18 protein-coding genes are annotated in these 15366 nt (G+C 61.4%); 10 read left to right on the top strand and 8 right to left on the bottom strand.

The annotated features are described in order from the left end of the window. Positions 1-2: 2 nt before the first annotated feature. The 5 genes from ACROHD_RS00620 to ACROHD_RS00600 all read right to left on the bottom strand — a co-directional run bounded on the left by ACROHD_RS00620 (position 3) and on the right by ACROHD_RS00600 (position 5214). On the bottom strand, positions 3-1364 hold the full coding sequence (locus ACROHD_RS00620) for a glutamine synthetase family protein (protein WP_432675325.1): 1362 nt from the start codon (positions 1362-1364) through the stop codon (positions 3-5). Between the two features lie 63 nt (positions 1365-1427). Then, positions 1428-2462 (bottom strand): TRAP transporter substrate-binding protein, encoded by a 1035-nt coding sequence (locus tag ACROHD_RS00615; RefSeq protein WP_432675324.1) that lies wholly within the window; start codon positions 2460-2462, stop codon positions 1428-1430. A gap of 49 nt (positions 2463-2511) precedes the next feature. After that, positions 2512-3834: a TRAP transporter large permease gene (locus ACROHD_RS00610; protein ID WP_432675323.1), complete on the bottom strand. Its 1323-nt coding sequence runs from the start codon at positions 3832-3834 to the stop codon at positions 2512-2514. Continuing rightward, positions 3834-4430, bottom strand: coding sequence for a TRAP transporter small permease subunit (locus tag ACROHD_RS00605; protein ID WP_432675322.1), 597 nt, complete (start codon positions 4428-4430; stop codon positions 3834-3836). The genes ACROHD_RS00610 and ACROHD_RS00605 overlap by 1 nt, the downstream gene beginning before the upstream one ends. Continuing rightward, the gene (locus ACROHD_RS00600; RefSeq protein ID WP_432675321.1) at positions 4423-5214 is read right to left on the bottom strand and encodes an N-formylglutamate amidohydrolase; all 792 of its coding nucleotides are present in this window, start codon (positions 5212-5214) and stop codon (positions 4423-4425) included. The genes ACROHD_RS00605 and ACROHD_RS00600 overlap by 8 nt, the downstream gene beginning before the upstream one ends. Positions 5215-5367: 153 nt before the next feature. On the opposite strand from ACROHD_RS00600, the gene ACROHD_RS00595 reads away from it, so the two are divergent. The 6 genes from ACROHD_RS00595 (at position 5368) to ureC (ending at position 10193) form a co-directional block, all read left to right on the top strand. Further along, positions 5368-6234, top strand: coding sequence for a MurR/RpiR family transcriptional regulator (locus tag ACROHD_RS00595; protein WP_432675320.1), 867 nt, complete (start codon positions 5368-5370; stop codon positions 6232-6234). A gap of 175 nt (positions 6235-6409) precedes the next feature. Next, positions 6410-7219: an urease accessory protein UreD gene (locus tag ACROHD_RS00590; RefSeq protein WP_490166572.1), complete on the top strand. Its 810-nt coding sequence runs from the start codon at positions 6410-6412 to the stop codon at positions 7217-7219. Position 7220: 1 nt separating this feature from the next. Beyond that, positions 7221-7523: an urease subunit gamma gene (locus ACROHD_RS00585; RefSeq protein ID WP_432675318.1), complete on the top strand. Its 303-nt coding sequence runs from the start codon at positions 7221-7223 to the stop codon at positions 7521-7523. A gap of 173 nt (positions 7524-7696) precedes the next feature. After that, positions 7697-8002 carry an urease subunit beta gene (locus ACROHD_RS00580; RefSeq protein ID WP_432675317.1) on the top strand — a complete coding sequence of 102 codons (306 nt, stop codon included), beginning with the start codon at positions 7697-7699 and terminating at the stop codon, positions 8000-8002. Then, a complete protein-coding gene (locus tag ACROHD_RS00575; RefSeq protein ID WP_432675316.1) occupies positions 8002-8397 on the top strand; it encodes a carboxymuconolactone decarboxylase family protein in 396 nt (131 codons plus the stop codon). Before ACROHD_RS00580 ends, ACROHD_RS00575 begins: the two co-directional genes overlap by 1 nt. Positions 8398-8432: 35 nt before the next feature. Further along, on the top strand, positions 8433-10193 hold the full coding sequence (ureC, locus tag ACROHD_RS00570) for an urease subunit alpha (protein ID WP_432675315.1): 1761 nt from the start codon (positions 8433-8435) through the stop codon (positions 10191-10193). A 12-nt stretch (positions 10194-10205) separates the two neighbouring features. Here the strand turns inward: ureC and ACROHD_RS00565 are convergent, their stop codons facing one another. After that, positions 10206-10538 carry a hypothetical protein gene (locus ACROHD_RS00565; RefSeq protein ID WP_432675314.1) on the bottom strand — a complete coding sequence of 111 codons (333 nt, stop codon included), beginning with the start codon at positions 10536-10538 and terminating at the stop codon, positions 10206-10208. 80 nt (positions 10539-10618) lie between these two features. On the opposite strand from ACROHD_RS00565, the gene ACROHD_RS00560 reads away from it, so the two are divergent. The 4 genes from ACROHD_RS00560 to ACROHD_RS00545 all read left to right on the top strand — a co-directional run bounded on the left by ACROHD_RS00560 (position 10619) and on the right by ACROHD_RS00545 (position 13314). Beyond that, the gene (locus ACROHD_RS00560) at positions 10619-11086 is read left to right on the top strand and encodes an urease accessory protein UreE (RefSeq protein ID WP_432675313.1); all 468 of its coding nucleotides are present in this window, start codon (positions 10619-10621) and stop codon (positions 11084-11086) included. A gap of 4 nt (positions 11087-11090) precedes the next feature. Then, positions 11091-11735, top strand: coding sequence for an urease accessory protein UreF (locus ACROHD_RS00555; protein WP_432675312.1), 645 nt, complete (start codon positions 11091-11093; stop codon positions 11733-11735). Continuing rightward, the gene (gene ureG / locus ACROHD_RS00550) at positions 11729-12364 is read left to right on the top strand and encodes an urease accessory protein UreG (protein ID WP_432675504.1); all 636 of its coding nucleotides are present in this window, start codon (positions 11729-11731) and stop codon (positions 12362-12364) included. Before ACROHD_RS00555 ends, ureG begins: the two co-directional genes overlap by 7 nt. Before the next feature lie 128 nt (positions 12365-12492). Continuing rightward, positions 12493-13314 carry a bifunctional allantoicase/(S)-ureidoglycine aminohydrolase gene (locus tag ACROHD_RS00545; RefSeq protein ID WP_432675310.1) on the top strand — a complete coding sequence of 274 codons (822 nt, stop codon included), beginning with the start codon at positions 12493-12495 and terminating at the stop codon, positions 13312-13314. A gap of 116 nt (positions 13315-13430) precedes the next feature. Here ACROHD_RS00545 and ACROHD_RS00540 read toward each other — a convergent pair whose 3' ends face one another. After that, complete coding sequence (locus ACROHD_RS00540; RefSeq protein WP_432675309.1) at positions 13431-14828, bottom strand: uracil-xanthine permease family protein; 1398 nt, start codon at positions 14826-14828, stop codon at positions 13431-13433. A 54-nt stretch (positions 14829-14882) separates the two neighbouring features. Next, entirely contained in the window at positions 14883-15365 is a 483-nt protein-coding gene (locus ACROHD_RS00535) for an ureidoglycolate lyase (protein ID WP_432675503.1), read from the bottom strand. Between the last annotated feature and the right edge of the window lies 1 nt (position 15366).

Below are 15366 nucleotides of genomic sequence, written 5' to 3'. Positions count from 1 at the left end.
GTTCAGGCCCGTTCAAAGCCGCGGGCAACCTCGTAATCGGTCACGACACGGTCGAAATCCTCGATCTCCACCTCGGCGGCGCGGGTGTAGTGGTCAACCACCCAATCGCCCATGGCCTCGCGCAGCATGGATGAGTTGCGCAGGGTCTCGGCTGCATCGCGCAGGGTGCCGGGGATGTGGCCCACATCACCTTCGTAGGCGTCGCCCTTGAAGGGGGCTTCCAGTTCCAGCCCGTCCTCGATGCCCTTGATCCCGGCGGCCAGCATCGCGGCCATGGCCAGATAGGGGTTCATGTCGGACCCGCCAATGCGGCATTCCACGCGCACGGCCTTGCTACCCTCGCCACACAGGCGGAAGCCCGCGGTGCGATTGTCCACCGACCAGACAGTGCGGGTGGGGGCGAAGGTGCCCTTTTGGAAGCGCTTGTAGCTGTTGATATAGGGGGCCAGAAAACAGGTGTAGTCGCTGGCGTATTTGATCAGCCCGGCCATGTAGTGCTTCATCAGATCTGACATGCCGAGCGGGTCATTCTCGTCGTAGAAGACCGGAGCACCGTCCTTCCACAGCGACTGGTGCACATGGCTGGAGCTGCCGACCTTGTCGTGATGCCACTTGGGTAGGAATGTCACCGCATGGCCGTGCTGCCAGGCGATCTCCTTCACCGCGTTCTTGGCGATGGTGTGATTGTCGGCGGTGTTGAGCGCTGCGGAATAGCGGATGTTCAACTCTTCCTGGCCGGTCTCAGCCTCACCTTTCGAATTCTCCACCGGGATGCCAGCCGCATAGAGGTGATTGCGGATCGGCCGCATCACGTGTTCTTCCTTGGTGGTCTGGAAGATGTGGTAATCCTCGTTATAGCCGCTGATCGGCTGCATGTCGCGGAAGCCAGATTTGCGGATCTCGTCGAAGCTCTTCTCAAACAGGAAGAACTCGATCTCGGTCGCCATCATGGCGTCGTAGCCCATGGCCTCAAGACGCTTTACCTGGCGTTTCAGGATCGCGCGGGGCGAATGGGGCACGTCTTCATGGGTGTGGTGATCCAGCAGGTCACACAGCACCATCACCGTGCCTTCCAGCCATGGCACGGGACGTAGGGTGGTCAGGTCCGGCTTCATCACATAGTCGCCATATCCCGCACGCCAGCTGGTCGAGGCGTAGCCATCGGGCGTTGCCATCTCCAGATCAGTGGCCAGCAGGTAGTTGCAGCAATGGGTTTCCTTCCATGCGCTTTCGACGAAGTTCACGGCATGGAAACGTTTGCCCATCAGGCGGCCCTGCATGTCGACCGCGCAGACCAGCACGGTATCGACCGCGCCTCGGGCGACTTGGTCTTTCAGGGTCTCGAAGCTCAGGATGGCGGACATGGTGTATTCCTGTAAGGCAATAGGGATGCCCCGGCCCTTTCGCCGGGCCGAGGCAAAGATTGATCAGGTGTAGCGGTAGGGCCGGCCAGCGGCCTGCATATCCGCGTTATACTGCCTGAAGATTTCCACCACACGCCGTTTCGTTTCCGACTCGGCTGCGATTTCTTCCCAGAACTCCTGCGCGGCGGCCTCGACGGTTGCCCATTCCTCGTCTGGAATGGAGGTCAATTCCATCTCGGTGCCGTGGACACGCAATGCGGCCTCACCGCCCCAGTACCACCACTGGCGGTAATAGTGCGACTGGTCACAGCAGACGCGGAACAGGGTCTGCAGATCCTCGGGCAGTTCGTTCCAGCGGTCCATATTGGCAAAGAAGGACCCGGCCCAAGCGCCCGAGATGTTGTTGGTCAGGAAGTAGTTGGTCACGTTGGCCCACCCGACGGTGTAGTCCTCGGTGATGCCCGACCACGCGATGCCATCCAGCTCGCCCGTCTGCACGGCCACTTCGATGTCTTCCCAGGGTAGGGTCACGGGCACCACGCCAAACTGGCTGAGGAAGCGGCCCGCGGTTGGGAAGGTGAAGACCCGCTTGCCCTGAAGATCTGCAAGGCTGCGGATCGGATCAACGGTGGCGAAATGGCAGGGGTCCCAGGCACCTGCCGAAATGTGCTTCACCCCGACCGCCGAATAGGCTTCGTCCCAGATTTCGTTCAGCCCGTACTGGTTGAACAGCACCGGCACGTCGAGCGAGTAGCGCGAGGCGAAGGGGAAATAGCCACCGAAGACGGTGACTTCCGTGGGCGAGGCCATGGAGTCGTCGTCTGACTGCACCGCGTCGATTGTGCCGCGCTGCATGGCGCGGAACAGCTCGCCCGTGGGCACAAGCTGATCGGCATAGAACAGCTCGATCTGCATCCGGTCGCCCGCGATCTGGTTGAACATGTTGATCGCCGGGGTGATCACATGCTCGGCCAATGCAGCACCCGCATAGGTCTGCATCCGCCAGCGGATGGTGTTCTGGGCAACCGCCGGGGCAGCCAGGCCCGCAGCCGCGGCACCAACGCCCGCGGTAGCTAGGAACTTGCGTCTTGTGGTCATGGTCAGGTCTCCTTGTTGAAGGGGTGCCCCGGTTCGCGGGGTCTGTTTGCTATCGGTTGTAGACGTATTCGGGCAGCCACAGCGCGATCTGAGGGAAGACCATGACCAGTGTCAGGGCCAGCACCATCACAAGCGCGAAGGGGATGATGGATTGGTAGATGTCGCGCAGACCGATCTCAGGCGGGGCCATGGCACGCATCAGGAACAGGTTGTAGCCGAAGGGCGGCGTCATATAGGCGATCTGGGTCGTGATCGTGTAGAGCACCCCGTACCAGATCAGGTTGAAGCCCAGTTCATCGACCAGAGGCACATAGAGCGGCGCCACGATCACTAGCATCGCGGTATCATCCAGGAAGGTGCCCATCACGATGAAGCTCAGCTGCATCAGGATCAGGATCATCCAAGGCGAAAGGCCCCATTGTTCAGTGAACAGACTCTCAATCGCGTTTACCGCGCCAAGCCCGTCGAAAATCGCGCCAAAGCCAAGTGCGGCCAGGATGATCCACATAAACATGCAGGAAATGCCAAGCGTGTTGCGCACCGAGGTTTCGAACACCTCCTTCGTCATCCGGCCTTTCAGCACGGCGGCGACAAAGGCCGTCAGCGCCCCGATGGCAGAGCTTTCCACAAGCGATGTCCAGCCATTGACGAAGGGCACCATCATCGTGGCGAAGATCACCAGCGGCAGCAGCCCGGCGCGCAGCAGGCGCAGTTTCTCGGCCATGGGAACGTTGCGTTCCTCCTCTGGCAGGACGGGGCCGAGGTTCGGCTGAATGCGGCAGCGGATGTAGATGTAGATGATGAACATCGCGGCCATCATCAGCCCCGGCAGCACACCAGCCAGCCACAGCTGCCCCACCGGTTGGCGCGCGATCATCGCATAAAGCACCAGCACGACCGAGGGTGGCACGAGGATGCCAAGTGACGACCCGGCCTGAATGACGCCTGTCACCATGATCTTGTCATAGCCCCGGCGCAGCAGCTCCGGCAGCGCGATGGTGGCCCCGATCGCCATACCCGCAACGGACAGCCCGTTCATGGCCGAGATCAGCACCATCAGCCCGATCGTGCCGATGGCCAGACCGCCCCGCACCGGCCCCATCCAGACATGGAACATCTTGTAGAGGTCGTCGGCGATTTTCGATTCCGACAGGATGTAGCCCATGAAGATGAACATCGGCAGCGTCAGCAGCGGATACCAGCGCATCAGCTTCATCGCATTGGCGAAGGGGATCTCGATGCCGCCAACACCCCAAAGCAGCACGCCCGACAAAGCCGCGACAAAGCCGATGGCCCCGAACACGCGCTGCCCGGTGAACAGCATCAGCATCATCGAGCTGAACATCATGATGGCGATCAGTTCGTAGGACATTACAGATCCTCCCCTCGGATACGGCCGATATCGCGGAAGAACTCAGCCGAGGCTTGAAGGATCATGAGGAAAACACCGATGCAAAGCGTGACCTTGATGGGCCACAGGATGGGACGCCACGCCGTAGGGCTGCGTTCGAGATAGCCGATTTCTTCGCTCGCGCCGCTGACGCCCCCGGTCAGGAAGGCAACGAAAAGATCGCGGAAGAAGGTGAAGGGCTCCATCCCGAAATAGCCAAGTGCATAGGCGGTGGAGCTAACTGCACCGATGAACAGCACGACGAGGTAGTAGAGCAGGAAGAGGACCGTAAACGCATCGACCCAGGCTTTGGTGCGCGGGCTCCAATTGCCATAGAACAGATCCATCCGCACGTTCGATCCCAGCTGGATCGAATAGGGCCCTCCGAGGATGTAATAGGCCACCATCACGAATTGCGCGGTTTCCAGCGTCCACTGTGCCGGGTTGAAGAAGGTCTTGGAAATCGAGCTCCAGAGCAGGATGCCGATCAGGACGAAGATCAGGTACATCGCGATCCGCCCGATGAAGCGGTTCATCCGGTCGATGGCGCGGATATAGGCAAGGATGGCTCTAGGCATTCCCGGCCTCCTGATTGACTAGGCCGAGGGCAATCAGCGCGGGCACAAGCAATTGATGGATCTCCTGGGCAAGCACGGCTTGGTCGGCCTCGGTCATCAGCAGGTCATTGCGGATCTCGATCATCACATTCGGCAGATCCCGTTCGACCCCGTGCAGCCGCAGGGAATGGGTCACACCATCGGCAGGTCCGTAAGGATCGTTCCGGTTCACCTGCCGGTGTGTCAGGGTGGCGGCCCTTTCCAGCATCACATCGGCAATGCGTCTGTCGGTGTCGTGTAGTACGCCAATCTCGACCGAGCGGGTGTGCCCGTGAAACACCGGGGTAAAGCTGTGGACGGTCACCAGCGCAGTGGGAGACTGGCTGACCCGGCGAGCGTCCAGAACCGCCGCGACCGCGTCGCAGAAGGGGCGATAGACCGTGGCTTCGCGCTCGGACCGTTGTTCGGGCGAAAGATCGTGATTGCCCGGCACATCGATCGCTTCGGACCGGACCGGCATGGCGCTGGCGGCCTCGGGCGGGCGGTTGCAATCATAGACAAGCCGCGATGTGCGGCTGGCAACAAGTGGCGCATCCAGAAGGCGCGACAGTTCTCGCGCGACACCAAGCGCACCGGGATCCCAGGCAGCATGGCTAAGCCTGTCCTTAGGGGCCAGCCCGAGGCCGTCATAGCGGGCGGGAATGTGATGCGAGGCATGTTCGCACAGCAACACGACGGGGCCCGTTCCCCGACGGTTGATCACCTCAACCGCCTCGTTCGCCGTCATATCGAGTGCCACAGACATGCCGATTCCATTTTCATTCTGTAAATATACTTTCCTTGTGTGCAGTTTCTGTCAATATTTTTCCAGAAAGCTTGGACCGGATTGCCTGAACTGCTAAGAACAGAGGCCAACCTGCCCGGGATTTCGGCAGAACCTGTCTGGTGGAGGGACCTTATGGCCGCAACGACCGTCCGGGAGATGATACGCGAAAATTACTCCGCACTGACTCAGTCAGAGCGCAAATTCGCCAATGCTTTGCTGGAAAACTACCCCTCTGCGGGGCTGGCCTCGATCACGGCCGTGGCGGCGAATGCAGGGGTTTCGACGCCTACCGTTGCGCGGATGGTGCAAAAGGTCGGGTTCAAAGGATACCCTCAGTTTCATCAGGCCCTGTTGAAGGAGCTTGAAGCACGCGCCTCGGGGCCCACGCAGCGCCGGGCAACATGGGCGGCGGCGGCCCCCGACACTCATATGCTGAACCGGTTTGCAGAGGCGGTTCAGCAGAATATCGGCCAGACATTTGAAAACATCGATACAGCCAAGTTCGATCAGGCGGTGGAGCGGCTGTCCGACACGTCCGGGCGGCTCTACGTCGTAGGGGGGCGCATCACGCGGGCGCTGGCGGACTATTCCTTTACCCACTTCCAGGCAATTCGACCGCGCGTCACCCACATGACGTCTTCCTCCGCCACGTGGCCGCATTACGTGTTGGACATGGTCGAAGGCGATACGCTGCTGATGTTCGACGTGCGCCGTTATGAAACCAACCTTGAACGGTTGGCCGATCTGGTCGCACCGCGCGGCGTGAATATCATCCTGATCACCGATCAATGGGCCTCGCCCGTGGCCAAGGTCGCGGGGCAGGTGTTCAATTGCTGGGTGGAAATCCCGTCGGCATGGGACTCCAACATTTCCACCATGATGCTGGTCGAGGCGCTGATTGCCGCAACGCAGGAAAAAAGCTGGCCTGATACCAAGGATCGCTACGATCGGTTGGATGAATTGTTCGACATGACTCGCCTGTTCAGAAAGTTTACCTGACCCGTGTGAATGGCGCCTTTTTTTTGTGCAGTTCCGACGGGATCGCCCGGTAATTCATCATCTGCGCAGGGGGGCCTGCCGATGCAATGCACTCTGCCTTCCGACTCTGGGGATATCGGGGGCACCTCTGGTGTCGGACAACCCGACGGAGGCCCCCATCAACAAGCCGGTATCAGTGCAAGACCTTCCTGGGGTCGCGAGCCAGCCCAGGGCAATCGGTGCAGCGCGCGTTGCGGTCGGACCGACGGGCCTGCGCGGATTGCGTCAATCCGGGGCTTTGCGCGTGTTGTTTCCACGGCAAACGCCAGGCTGGCCACAGGCGGTGTTGCTGAACACCTCTGGTGGGGTCACCGGGGGCGACCGCTTTACCGTTGAGGCCGAGGCAGAGAGTACCGCGCGCCTGACCCTGACCACGCAGGCAGCCGAACGCGTCTACCGTGCGCAGCCGGGGGAAACCGGGCGGGTGGATACGCGCCTGACCATCGCTTCCGGCGGGCGCATCGACTGGCTGCCACAGGAAACCATAGTGTTCGAACGGTCCAGCCTTCGCCGTCGCCTGCGCGTGGATATGGCCCCTGACGCAACCTTGTTGCTGGTCGAGCCATTGGTGTTTGGTCGCCGTGCAATGGGCGAAGTACTGAACGATATCCGGTTGTCCGACCGGATTGAAATTCATCGGGACGACGAGCGTATTCTGACGGATGCAACGCGTCTGGACGGCAGTGTGCCTCAGGTGATGAAAGGCGCGGCGACCGGGGATGGAGCCACAGCCCTTGCCACCGTGATCCTTGCCGCCCCTGGCGCCGAGGCGTTTTTGGACAATGTCCGCGACCTGCTGCCCGCCGCCGCCGGTGCCAGCGTCATCCGCCCCGATCTTCTGTTTGTTCGCATTCTGGCCGAAGACAGCTTTGCCCTGCGCGCCAGCCTGATCCCCGTCATCTCCCTTTTGCACCGGGCGGAACTGCCCAGAACCTGGATGCTGTGACATGAACCTCACCCCCCGTGAAAAAGACAAGCTTCTGATCGCCATGGCCGCCGAGGTCGCCCGCAAGCGGCTCGCTCGTGGCGTCGTGCTGAACTACCCTGAGGCCATCGCGCTGATCACCGACGCCGTCGTTGAAGGGGCCCGTGACGGGCGTAGCGTTGCCGACCTGATGGAGGCAGGCGCCCACGTCATCACCCGCGACCAATGCATGGAGGGCATCCCCGAGATGATCCATGAAGTGCAGGTTGAAGCGACATTTCCCGATGGCACCAAACTGGTCACTGTCCACAATCCGATCCGTTGAAAGGAGTACTCGATGAGATTTTCCGTGCTTGCCCTTTTACTGCTTACCGCGACTGCTGCCCAAGCCCACGAAGGCGGCCATATGCATCCCCATGAAACCAACAGTTGGCTCGTGTCTACGCTGTTGTTTCTGGCCTGTCTGGCAGGGGGATATCTGATCGGTCGGGTCCACAGATGATCCCTGGAGAGCTCTTTCCTGCGGACGGCACCCTGACCCTGAACGCGGACCGCAAGACGGTTACACTTATGGTGGCCAATACTGGCGACCGTCCCGTTCAGGTGGGCAGCCACTACCATTTTGGCGAAGCCAACAGCGCGCTCGAATTCGACCGTGACGTTGCGCGCGGGCTGAGGCTCGACATCGCCGCGGGCACCGCCGTACGGTTCGAACCGGGACAGCGGCGTGAGGTCACCCTCATCCCCATCGGGGGCAAAGGCCGAGTCTTCGGCTTTAATCAACAGGTGATGGGAGACCTCTGATGACCACTTTGCCCCTTCTGACCGACGATCAGCTTTCGCCCGACGCGGCGCAGGTGTTCGCCGATATCCGTGCCACGCGCGGAACGGATTACGTCAATAACTTCTGGCGTGCGCTGGCCCATAACCCCGCGCAGCTGAAGGCGACGTGGGAAGGGTTGAAGCCGGTGATGGGGCCGGGCGCACTGGATCCGCTTGTGAAAGAGATGATCTATATCGCCGTCTCTGCCGCCAATGCCTGCGAATATTGCTGTCATTCCCACGCGGCCTCTGCCCGCGCCAAGGGCATGACACCGGATATGTACAACGAAGTGATGTCGGTCGTGGCAATGGCCAGCAGCACCAATGCGCTGGCCAACATGCTGCAAGTTCCCGTGGACGAAGCCTTCCGCGCATGACGACCAACCCGCGATACCCCTGACAGGAGACCCCGATGCCCGCCACGATATCCCGCCGTGACTACGCCGCCATGTTTGGCCCAACCGTGGGCGACCGGCTGCGGCTGGCCGATACCGATCTGATCATCGAGGTCGAGCGCGACCTGACCGCAGAATTGGCGGGGCAAGCGGTGTCAGGCGGATCTGGTGCCAATGCGATGCTATATGGCGAAGAGGTCAAGTTCGGCGGCGGCAAGGTGATCCGGGACGGGATGGGGCAGGGGCAGGCGACCCGGGCCGAGGGCGCGGTTGACACGGTCATCACCAACGCGCTGATCGTGGACTGGACAGGGATCTACAAGGCGGATGTGGGGCTGAAAGATGGGTGCATCCACAAGATCGGCAAAGCGGGGAACCCCGATACCCAGCCGGGCGTCAACATCATCATCGGCCCGGGGACAGAGGCCATCGCGGGCGAGGGGCGTATCCTTACGGCGGGCGGCATCGACAGCCATATCCACTTCATCTGCCCGCAGCAGATCGAGGATGCGCTGCACTCAGGCCTGACCACCATGATCGGTGGCGGCACTGGCCCCGCTCATGGCACGCTGGCCACCACCTGCACGCCGGGTCCGTGGCATATCGGGCGGATGTTGCAGGCGGCTGATGCGTTCCCAATGAACCTGGCCTTTGCGGGAAAGGGCAATGCGTCGTTGCCCGCCGCGTTGGAGGAACAGGTGCTGGCGGGCGCCTGCTGCCTCAAGCTGCACGAGGATTGGGGCACGACGCCCGGCGCGATTGATTGCTGCCTGTCGGTCGCGGATGCCATGGATGTTCAGGTGATGATCCACACCGATACCCTGAACGAGTCGGGTTTCGTGGAAAACACCGTAAAGGCCATGAAGGGCCGCACCATTCACGCTTTCCACACCGAAGGCGCGGGCGGTGGCCATGCACCCGACATTATCAAGATCTGCGGCGAGGAGCATGTGCTGCCCTCCTCCACCAATCCCACGCGACCTTTCACGGTGAACACGCTGGAAGAGCATCTCGATATGCTGATGGTTTGTCACCATCTGGACAAATCGATCCCCGAGGATGTGGCCTTCGCCGAAAGCCGTATCCGGCGCGAAACCATCGCGGCAGAGGACATCCTCCACGACATGGGGGCGTTTTCCATTATTGCGTCCGACAGCCAGGCCATGGGCCGGGTGGGCGAGGTTCTGATCCGCACCTGGCAGACCGCAGACAAGATGCGCAAGCAACGCGGACGGCTGGCGGATGAGACCGGCCAGAACGACAATTTCTGCGTGCGCCGATACATTGCGAAATACACGATCAACCCGGCGATCGCCCATGGGATCAGCACCCATGTGGGCAGCATCGAGGAAGGCAAGCGCGCCGATCTGGTGCTTTGGTCCCCGGCATTCTTTGGCGTGAAGCCAGAGATGGTACTGCTTGGCGGAACCATTGCGGTGGCACAGATGGGTGACCCGAATGCCTCCATCCCGACACCGCAACCGGTCTATACCCGGCCCATGTTCGGGGCCTATGGGCGGTCGGTCGAGCGCTCTGCCGTGACCTTCGTGTCTGCGGCTGCGCAGGAGGATGGGATCGGCAACTCGCTTGGGCTGGCAAAGGCCACCCTGCCGGTGGTCAACACGCGTGGGATCGGAAAGAAGGACTTGCGCCTGAACGATGCGCTGCCTGAGGTCGAGGTGAACCCCGAAACCTACGAAGTGCGTGCAGATGGCGAATTGCTGACCTGCCAGCCCGCCGAGGTTCTGCCTATGGCGCAGCGCTATTTCCTGTTCTGAGCAAAGCTGATGCTACCAACGTTCAATAAGGTCGAATTCTTCTGCGATTGGCGGCGGTGCAGCCGGGGCCAGCGACTTGGTGACCACAGTGCGCGTGATGCTGGTTTTCCAGAACCTGTCATCTTGGCGAATGCTGTCTGGCAGGGCGTTCGTATCGATGCTGCGGCGGGTGCTTTCCCGGAACGAGACAGCAAATCTATGGCCGGCGACCGGCCCGTTCAGACGCGCTTCAAGCAGGGCTGCACGAAGCTGTGCCTCGCGGGCCTTGAGCGTCTTGATCTCATCGCGCACCGCGCCGAGTGCGTCAGCCAGATCCTGCGGGTCTTGGTGGGAATGATGTGTCATTCGGCTAGTCTGCCTTATGGGAATGAACGCATGGTTAATCGCCCGCCGACCCCGGACCGATCCTTGAAGGAAGCCTATTCATGACCCTCACCGCCACTGCCTATCACAACCACGCACATGCAACGGCTGCAGGCACTGTCCGCCTCGACTACGAAGGCCGCTTCCTGCGTCGCAAGGTGCTGACCATGACGGATGGCCGGTCGTTGCTGGTCGATCTGCCCAAGACCACTTCGCTCGATCACGGCGGCGTTTTGATCACTGCGGAAGGTGAAATCGCCATTGAGGCCGCGCCGGAACCCTTGCTGGAAATCACCGCACCCGACCTCACCCGCATTGCCTGGCACGTCGGCAACCGCCACACGCCCTGTCAGATCGAGCCCGGACGCCTGCTGATCCAGCGAGACCATGTCATCGCGGATATGCTGACCCGCCTTGGGGCCTCCGCTCGGGAGATTGAGGAGCCCTTTACCCCCGAAGGTGGAGCCTACGGCCACGGACGCACCCATAGCCACGACCATGGCCATACCGCCCACGACCACGCTCATTGATCCGATGACTGACCCCTCTACGCTTCTGACGCTGACACAATGGTTCTCGCCCGCTTACCCGGTCGGGGCCTTTGCCTATTCCCACGGGCTGGAACAGGCGGTGGCCGAGGCACAGGTGACGGATGTGGCCAGTGCCGAGGCATGGATCGGTGATGTGCTCGCCCATGGCGGACCGCGCAGCGATGTGACACTTCTGGGGGCCGCCTATCGCGCCGATGCACAAGAGACCGAAGAGATAGATCAGTTTGCCCGGTCGCTTGCGCCCTCGAAAGAACGGCTGTTGGAGACGGAGCAGCAAGGTGGGTCATTTGCCCGGACCACCCGCGCGATCTGGGGCGGTGATCTGCCCGATCTGACCTATCCCGTTGCTGTTGGGCGCGCGGCGCGACACATGGGCTTTCCAGTCGAAACAGTGGCCACGCTCTATCTGCATGGTGTCGCGGCCAACCTCATCTCTGCCGCAATCCGTATCGTGCCACTTGGTCAGACCGAAGGTCAGGCGGCCCTGGCGCGGCTTTCGGCGCTCTGCCCGTCCATCGCGCGGGACGCCCTGCAAGACACGCTCGACGATATCGGCAGTTGCGCCTTTATGGCTGATATCGCTTCGATGCGTCATGAAACCCTGTATTCGAGGATTTTCCGATCATGAGTATGAACGGCCCCCTTCGCGTCGGTATCGGCGGTCCCGTCGGTGCTGGCAAAACCACCCTGACAGCCGCCCTGTGCGAGGCCATGCGTGACCGTTGGTCGGTCGGCGTGATCACCAACGATATCTACACCCAGGAAGATGCAGAGGCCCTGATGCGCCTGCAAGTTCTGCCGCAAGAGCGGATCGTGGGAGTTGAAACCGGAGGGTGCCCGCATACTGCGATCCGAGAAGATGCCTCGATCAACCTTGCTGCCATTGCCGATCTGACTGCCCGCATACCGGGCCTTGACGTTGTGCTGATAGAAAGTGGCGGTGACAACCTGTCTGCCACGTTCAGCCCGGAACTGGCGGATATCACGCTCTACGTCATCGACGTGGCTGCGGGTGAGGAGATCCCCCGAAAGGGTGGACCTGCCATTACCAAGTCTGACTTGCTGGTGATCAACAAGACTGACCTCGCGCCATATGTTGGGGCCAGCCTTGATGTGATGGACCGGGATGCCACCCGAATGCGTGCAGGGCGGCCCTTCCTGTTCGCGCAGCTAAAACACCGCAAAGGGGTGAAGGAAATCGTGGCGCAGATCGCCCGGATCGGCGGACTGGCGGTTGACGAAACTGCAACGGCCTGATTTGCGCAGCACGGGATTATCAGCTTCTGCCACGGATACCTTTAGTCAATTTCGGGCCTGTTGGCAGTGGTGCCAGGGCCAGGCATGGGGTTTGATGGGGGCTCACATTTCCGACCGGAGCCCACCCTATGCCCCCGCGCACGTATTATGCCCCACAGGGCGGCCTGCCGCCGCAATCGCAGTTGCTGACGGACAGGGCAGTGTTCACCGAAGCCTATGCGGTCATCCCGCGGGGCTGCCTGTCGGATATCGTGACGTCTCAGCTGCCGTTTTGGGAGAAGTCCCGGTTCTGGATCATCGCGCGGCCCATGTCAGGGTTTTCAGAGACGTTCTCGCAGTACATTGCCGAGGTTCAGCCCGGCGGCGGCAGTGACCGCCCCGAAACCGACCCGCGCGCAGAAGCGGCGCTGTTCGTGTTGGACGGGCATCTGGCAATCACCATCGCTGGCACGGATTATGAGCTTGGCCCCGGCGGCTTTGCCTTCGTACCCGCAGGCACCAAATGGGCTTTGCGGGCCATGGCCGGGGGGGCTGCCCGTTTCCACTGGATTCGCAAGGCATACCAGCCTGTAGACGGGCTTGGCCTGCCTGATCCTTTTGTGGTCGCCAGCGAGGCGTCGATTGCACCGAATGTGATGCCGGATACGGATGGGGCCTGGGCCACAACGCGGTTCATGGATCATGAAGACCTGCGGCATGACATGCATGTGACCATTGTCACCCTGCAACCTGGCGCGGTCATTCCCTTCCTTGAAACCCATGTGATGGAGCACGGGCTCTACGTGCTGGAAGGCAAGGGGGCTTATCGCCTTAATCGGGACTGGGTCGAAGTTGAGGCGGGCGATTTCATGTGGCTGCGCGCCTTCTGCCCGCAGGCTTGCTATGCCGGTGGACCGGGGCCATTCCGCTACCTGCTTTACAAGGATGTGAACCGGCACGCAGTGCTCTGACTTCGCACATGGGGCGGGGGAAGGATCTTTGAAGATCCTTTCAAATTTTCTTCCAAGAAAATTGGGCCGCGCCTGTGGTTAGGCGCGGCCCTTTGCTGTGCGGTTGATCCCTTGGCTTACTGACCGTGACCGGACATGCCGCCCGAGACCTCTTCGGTCGCTTCAGCCGCAAGTTCTTCCGGCAGAACCAGGTTCAGCACGATGGCGATCAGGGCTGCAGGCAGAATGCCCGACGTCGCCAGAACCTTCAGCGTTGCGGGCAGGTATTGCAGCGCACCGGGTTCCAGCTGCAGGCCAAGCCCGAGCGACAGGGCAATCGCGAAGATCACCATGTTGCGCCGGTTCCAGTCCACGTCCGACAGCATCGAGACACCTGCTGCCACGACCATGCCGAACATCACGATGACCCCGCCGCCAAGCACCTCGATTGGCACGGTTGAAATGATCGCCCCAACCTTGGGGATCAGCCCGGCCACGATCAGGAAGAGCGCACCGATGGTCACCACATGGCGGCTCATGACACCGGTCATCGCGATGAGGCCCACGTTCTGGCTGAACGAGGTATTGGGAAGCGCGCCAAAGAGACCGGAAACAGCCGTACCAAGACCATCCGCAAAGGTTGCGCCCTGGATCTCGGTGTCGGTTGCTTCACGACCGGCACCGCCCTTGGTGATGCCGCTGACGTCCCCCACGGTTTCCACCGCCGAGACGAAGCTCATAAGGCAGAAGCCGACGATGGCGGCAACACTGAACTCCAGCCCGAAATGCAGCGGGTTGGGCAGGGCGACAGCCGCGGCCCGGCCGATATTGCCGAAATTCACCATTCCCATCAGATACGCCACCACATAGCCAGCGATCAGGCCAAGCAGCACGGCCGAGACCGACAGCATCCCACGGGTGAAGAATTTCAGGCCAAGCGTGACGAGGATCACCACGCCCGCCACGGTCCAGTTCTGGAGCGAGCCATATTCTTCGGTCCCAATGGCCGGAACACCGCCCGCGGCATACTGGATGCCGACCTTGACCAGCGCCAGACCGATCATCGTGACCACAAGGCCCGTGACCAGCGGTGGCAGGGCAAAGCGGATCTTGCCGATGAAGAGGCCCAGGCAGGCATGGAACAGGCCGCCCACGAGGATGCCGCCCATCAGGACAGCAATCGCGTCAACGCCCTGACCGGCGACCAGTGGGATCATGATCGGGATAAAGGCAAAGGACGTGCCCTGCACGATTGGCAGGCGCGCGCCGACGGGACCCAAACCCATGGTCTGAAGCAAGGTTGCGATACCCGCAAAGAACATCGACATCTGGATCATGTAGATCATCTGCGGGAAGTCAGGCGAGTTCGAGCCGAAGCCGAACCCGGCCGCGCCGCAGACAATGATCGCTGGCGTGACGTTCGAGACGAACATTGCCAGCACATGCTGGATGCCAAGCGGGACTGCCTTGGCCAGCGGTGGTGTGTAGTTGGGATCGCGCAGTTGTTCTGCGGTCCCGATTGACGTGTCAGCCATCACTTATTTCCCTTCTGTTGGATGGTGCCGAAAGCCCCGCTCTTGGCGGCGGGTTCACATCATCGGCCCGACGTTCAGCGGTGTGTCGAACCAATGCTCCTCCAGATTGTTTCCGGGGCCGATCCGATCGACCACGGCGTAAAGCCCGCGTTTCCCAAGCGGGCAGAGCACCCCGTGCCAGACCCCGCGATGGAGGTTCACAGACTGGCCGGGTTGGGTGACGAAAGCCTGAATGTTGACGGGGGTGCCGTCGTCATCTTCGGCCACGATGACAAGAAAGGGTGTTCCTGAGATCGGGACAAATGCCTGGCTTCCAAGAGGATGACGCTCCACAAGTGCAACCTCGCATGGCAGATGCCGCGCCTCGGCGTCAAACAGGCTGATCCCCGCGCGGCCATCTGCGAAATCGAGGACGGCAAGGTCGTGATGACGCCCGCACATCCCCTGATTGATGAGCTTGTCGGGCGTGCCTTTCAGCTCGATCACGTCCCCGAAGGCCGCGAATTCCGCTTGCGTCAGGGGGCGTGGGGTCAGCATG

It is taken from the genome of Nioella aestuarii, assembly GCF_050896395.1.
GTDB classification, from domain to species: domain Bacteria; phylum Pseudomonadota; class Alphaproteobacteria; order Rhodobacterales; family Rhodobacteraceae; genus Nioella; species Nioella aestuarii.
This window is presented reverse-complemented; position numbering and strand designations above follow the sequence as displayed.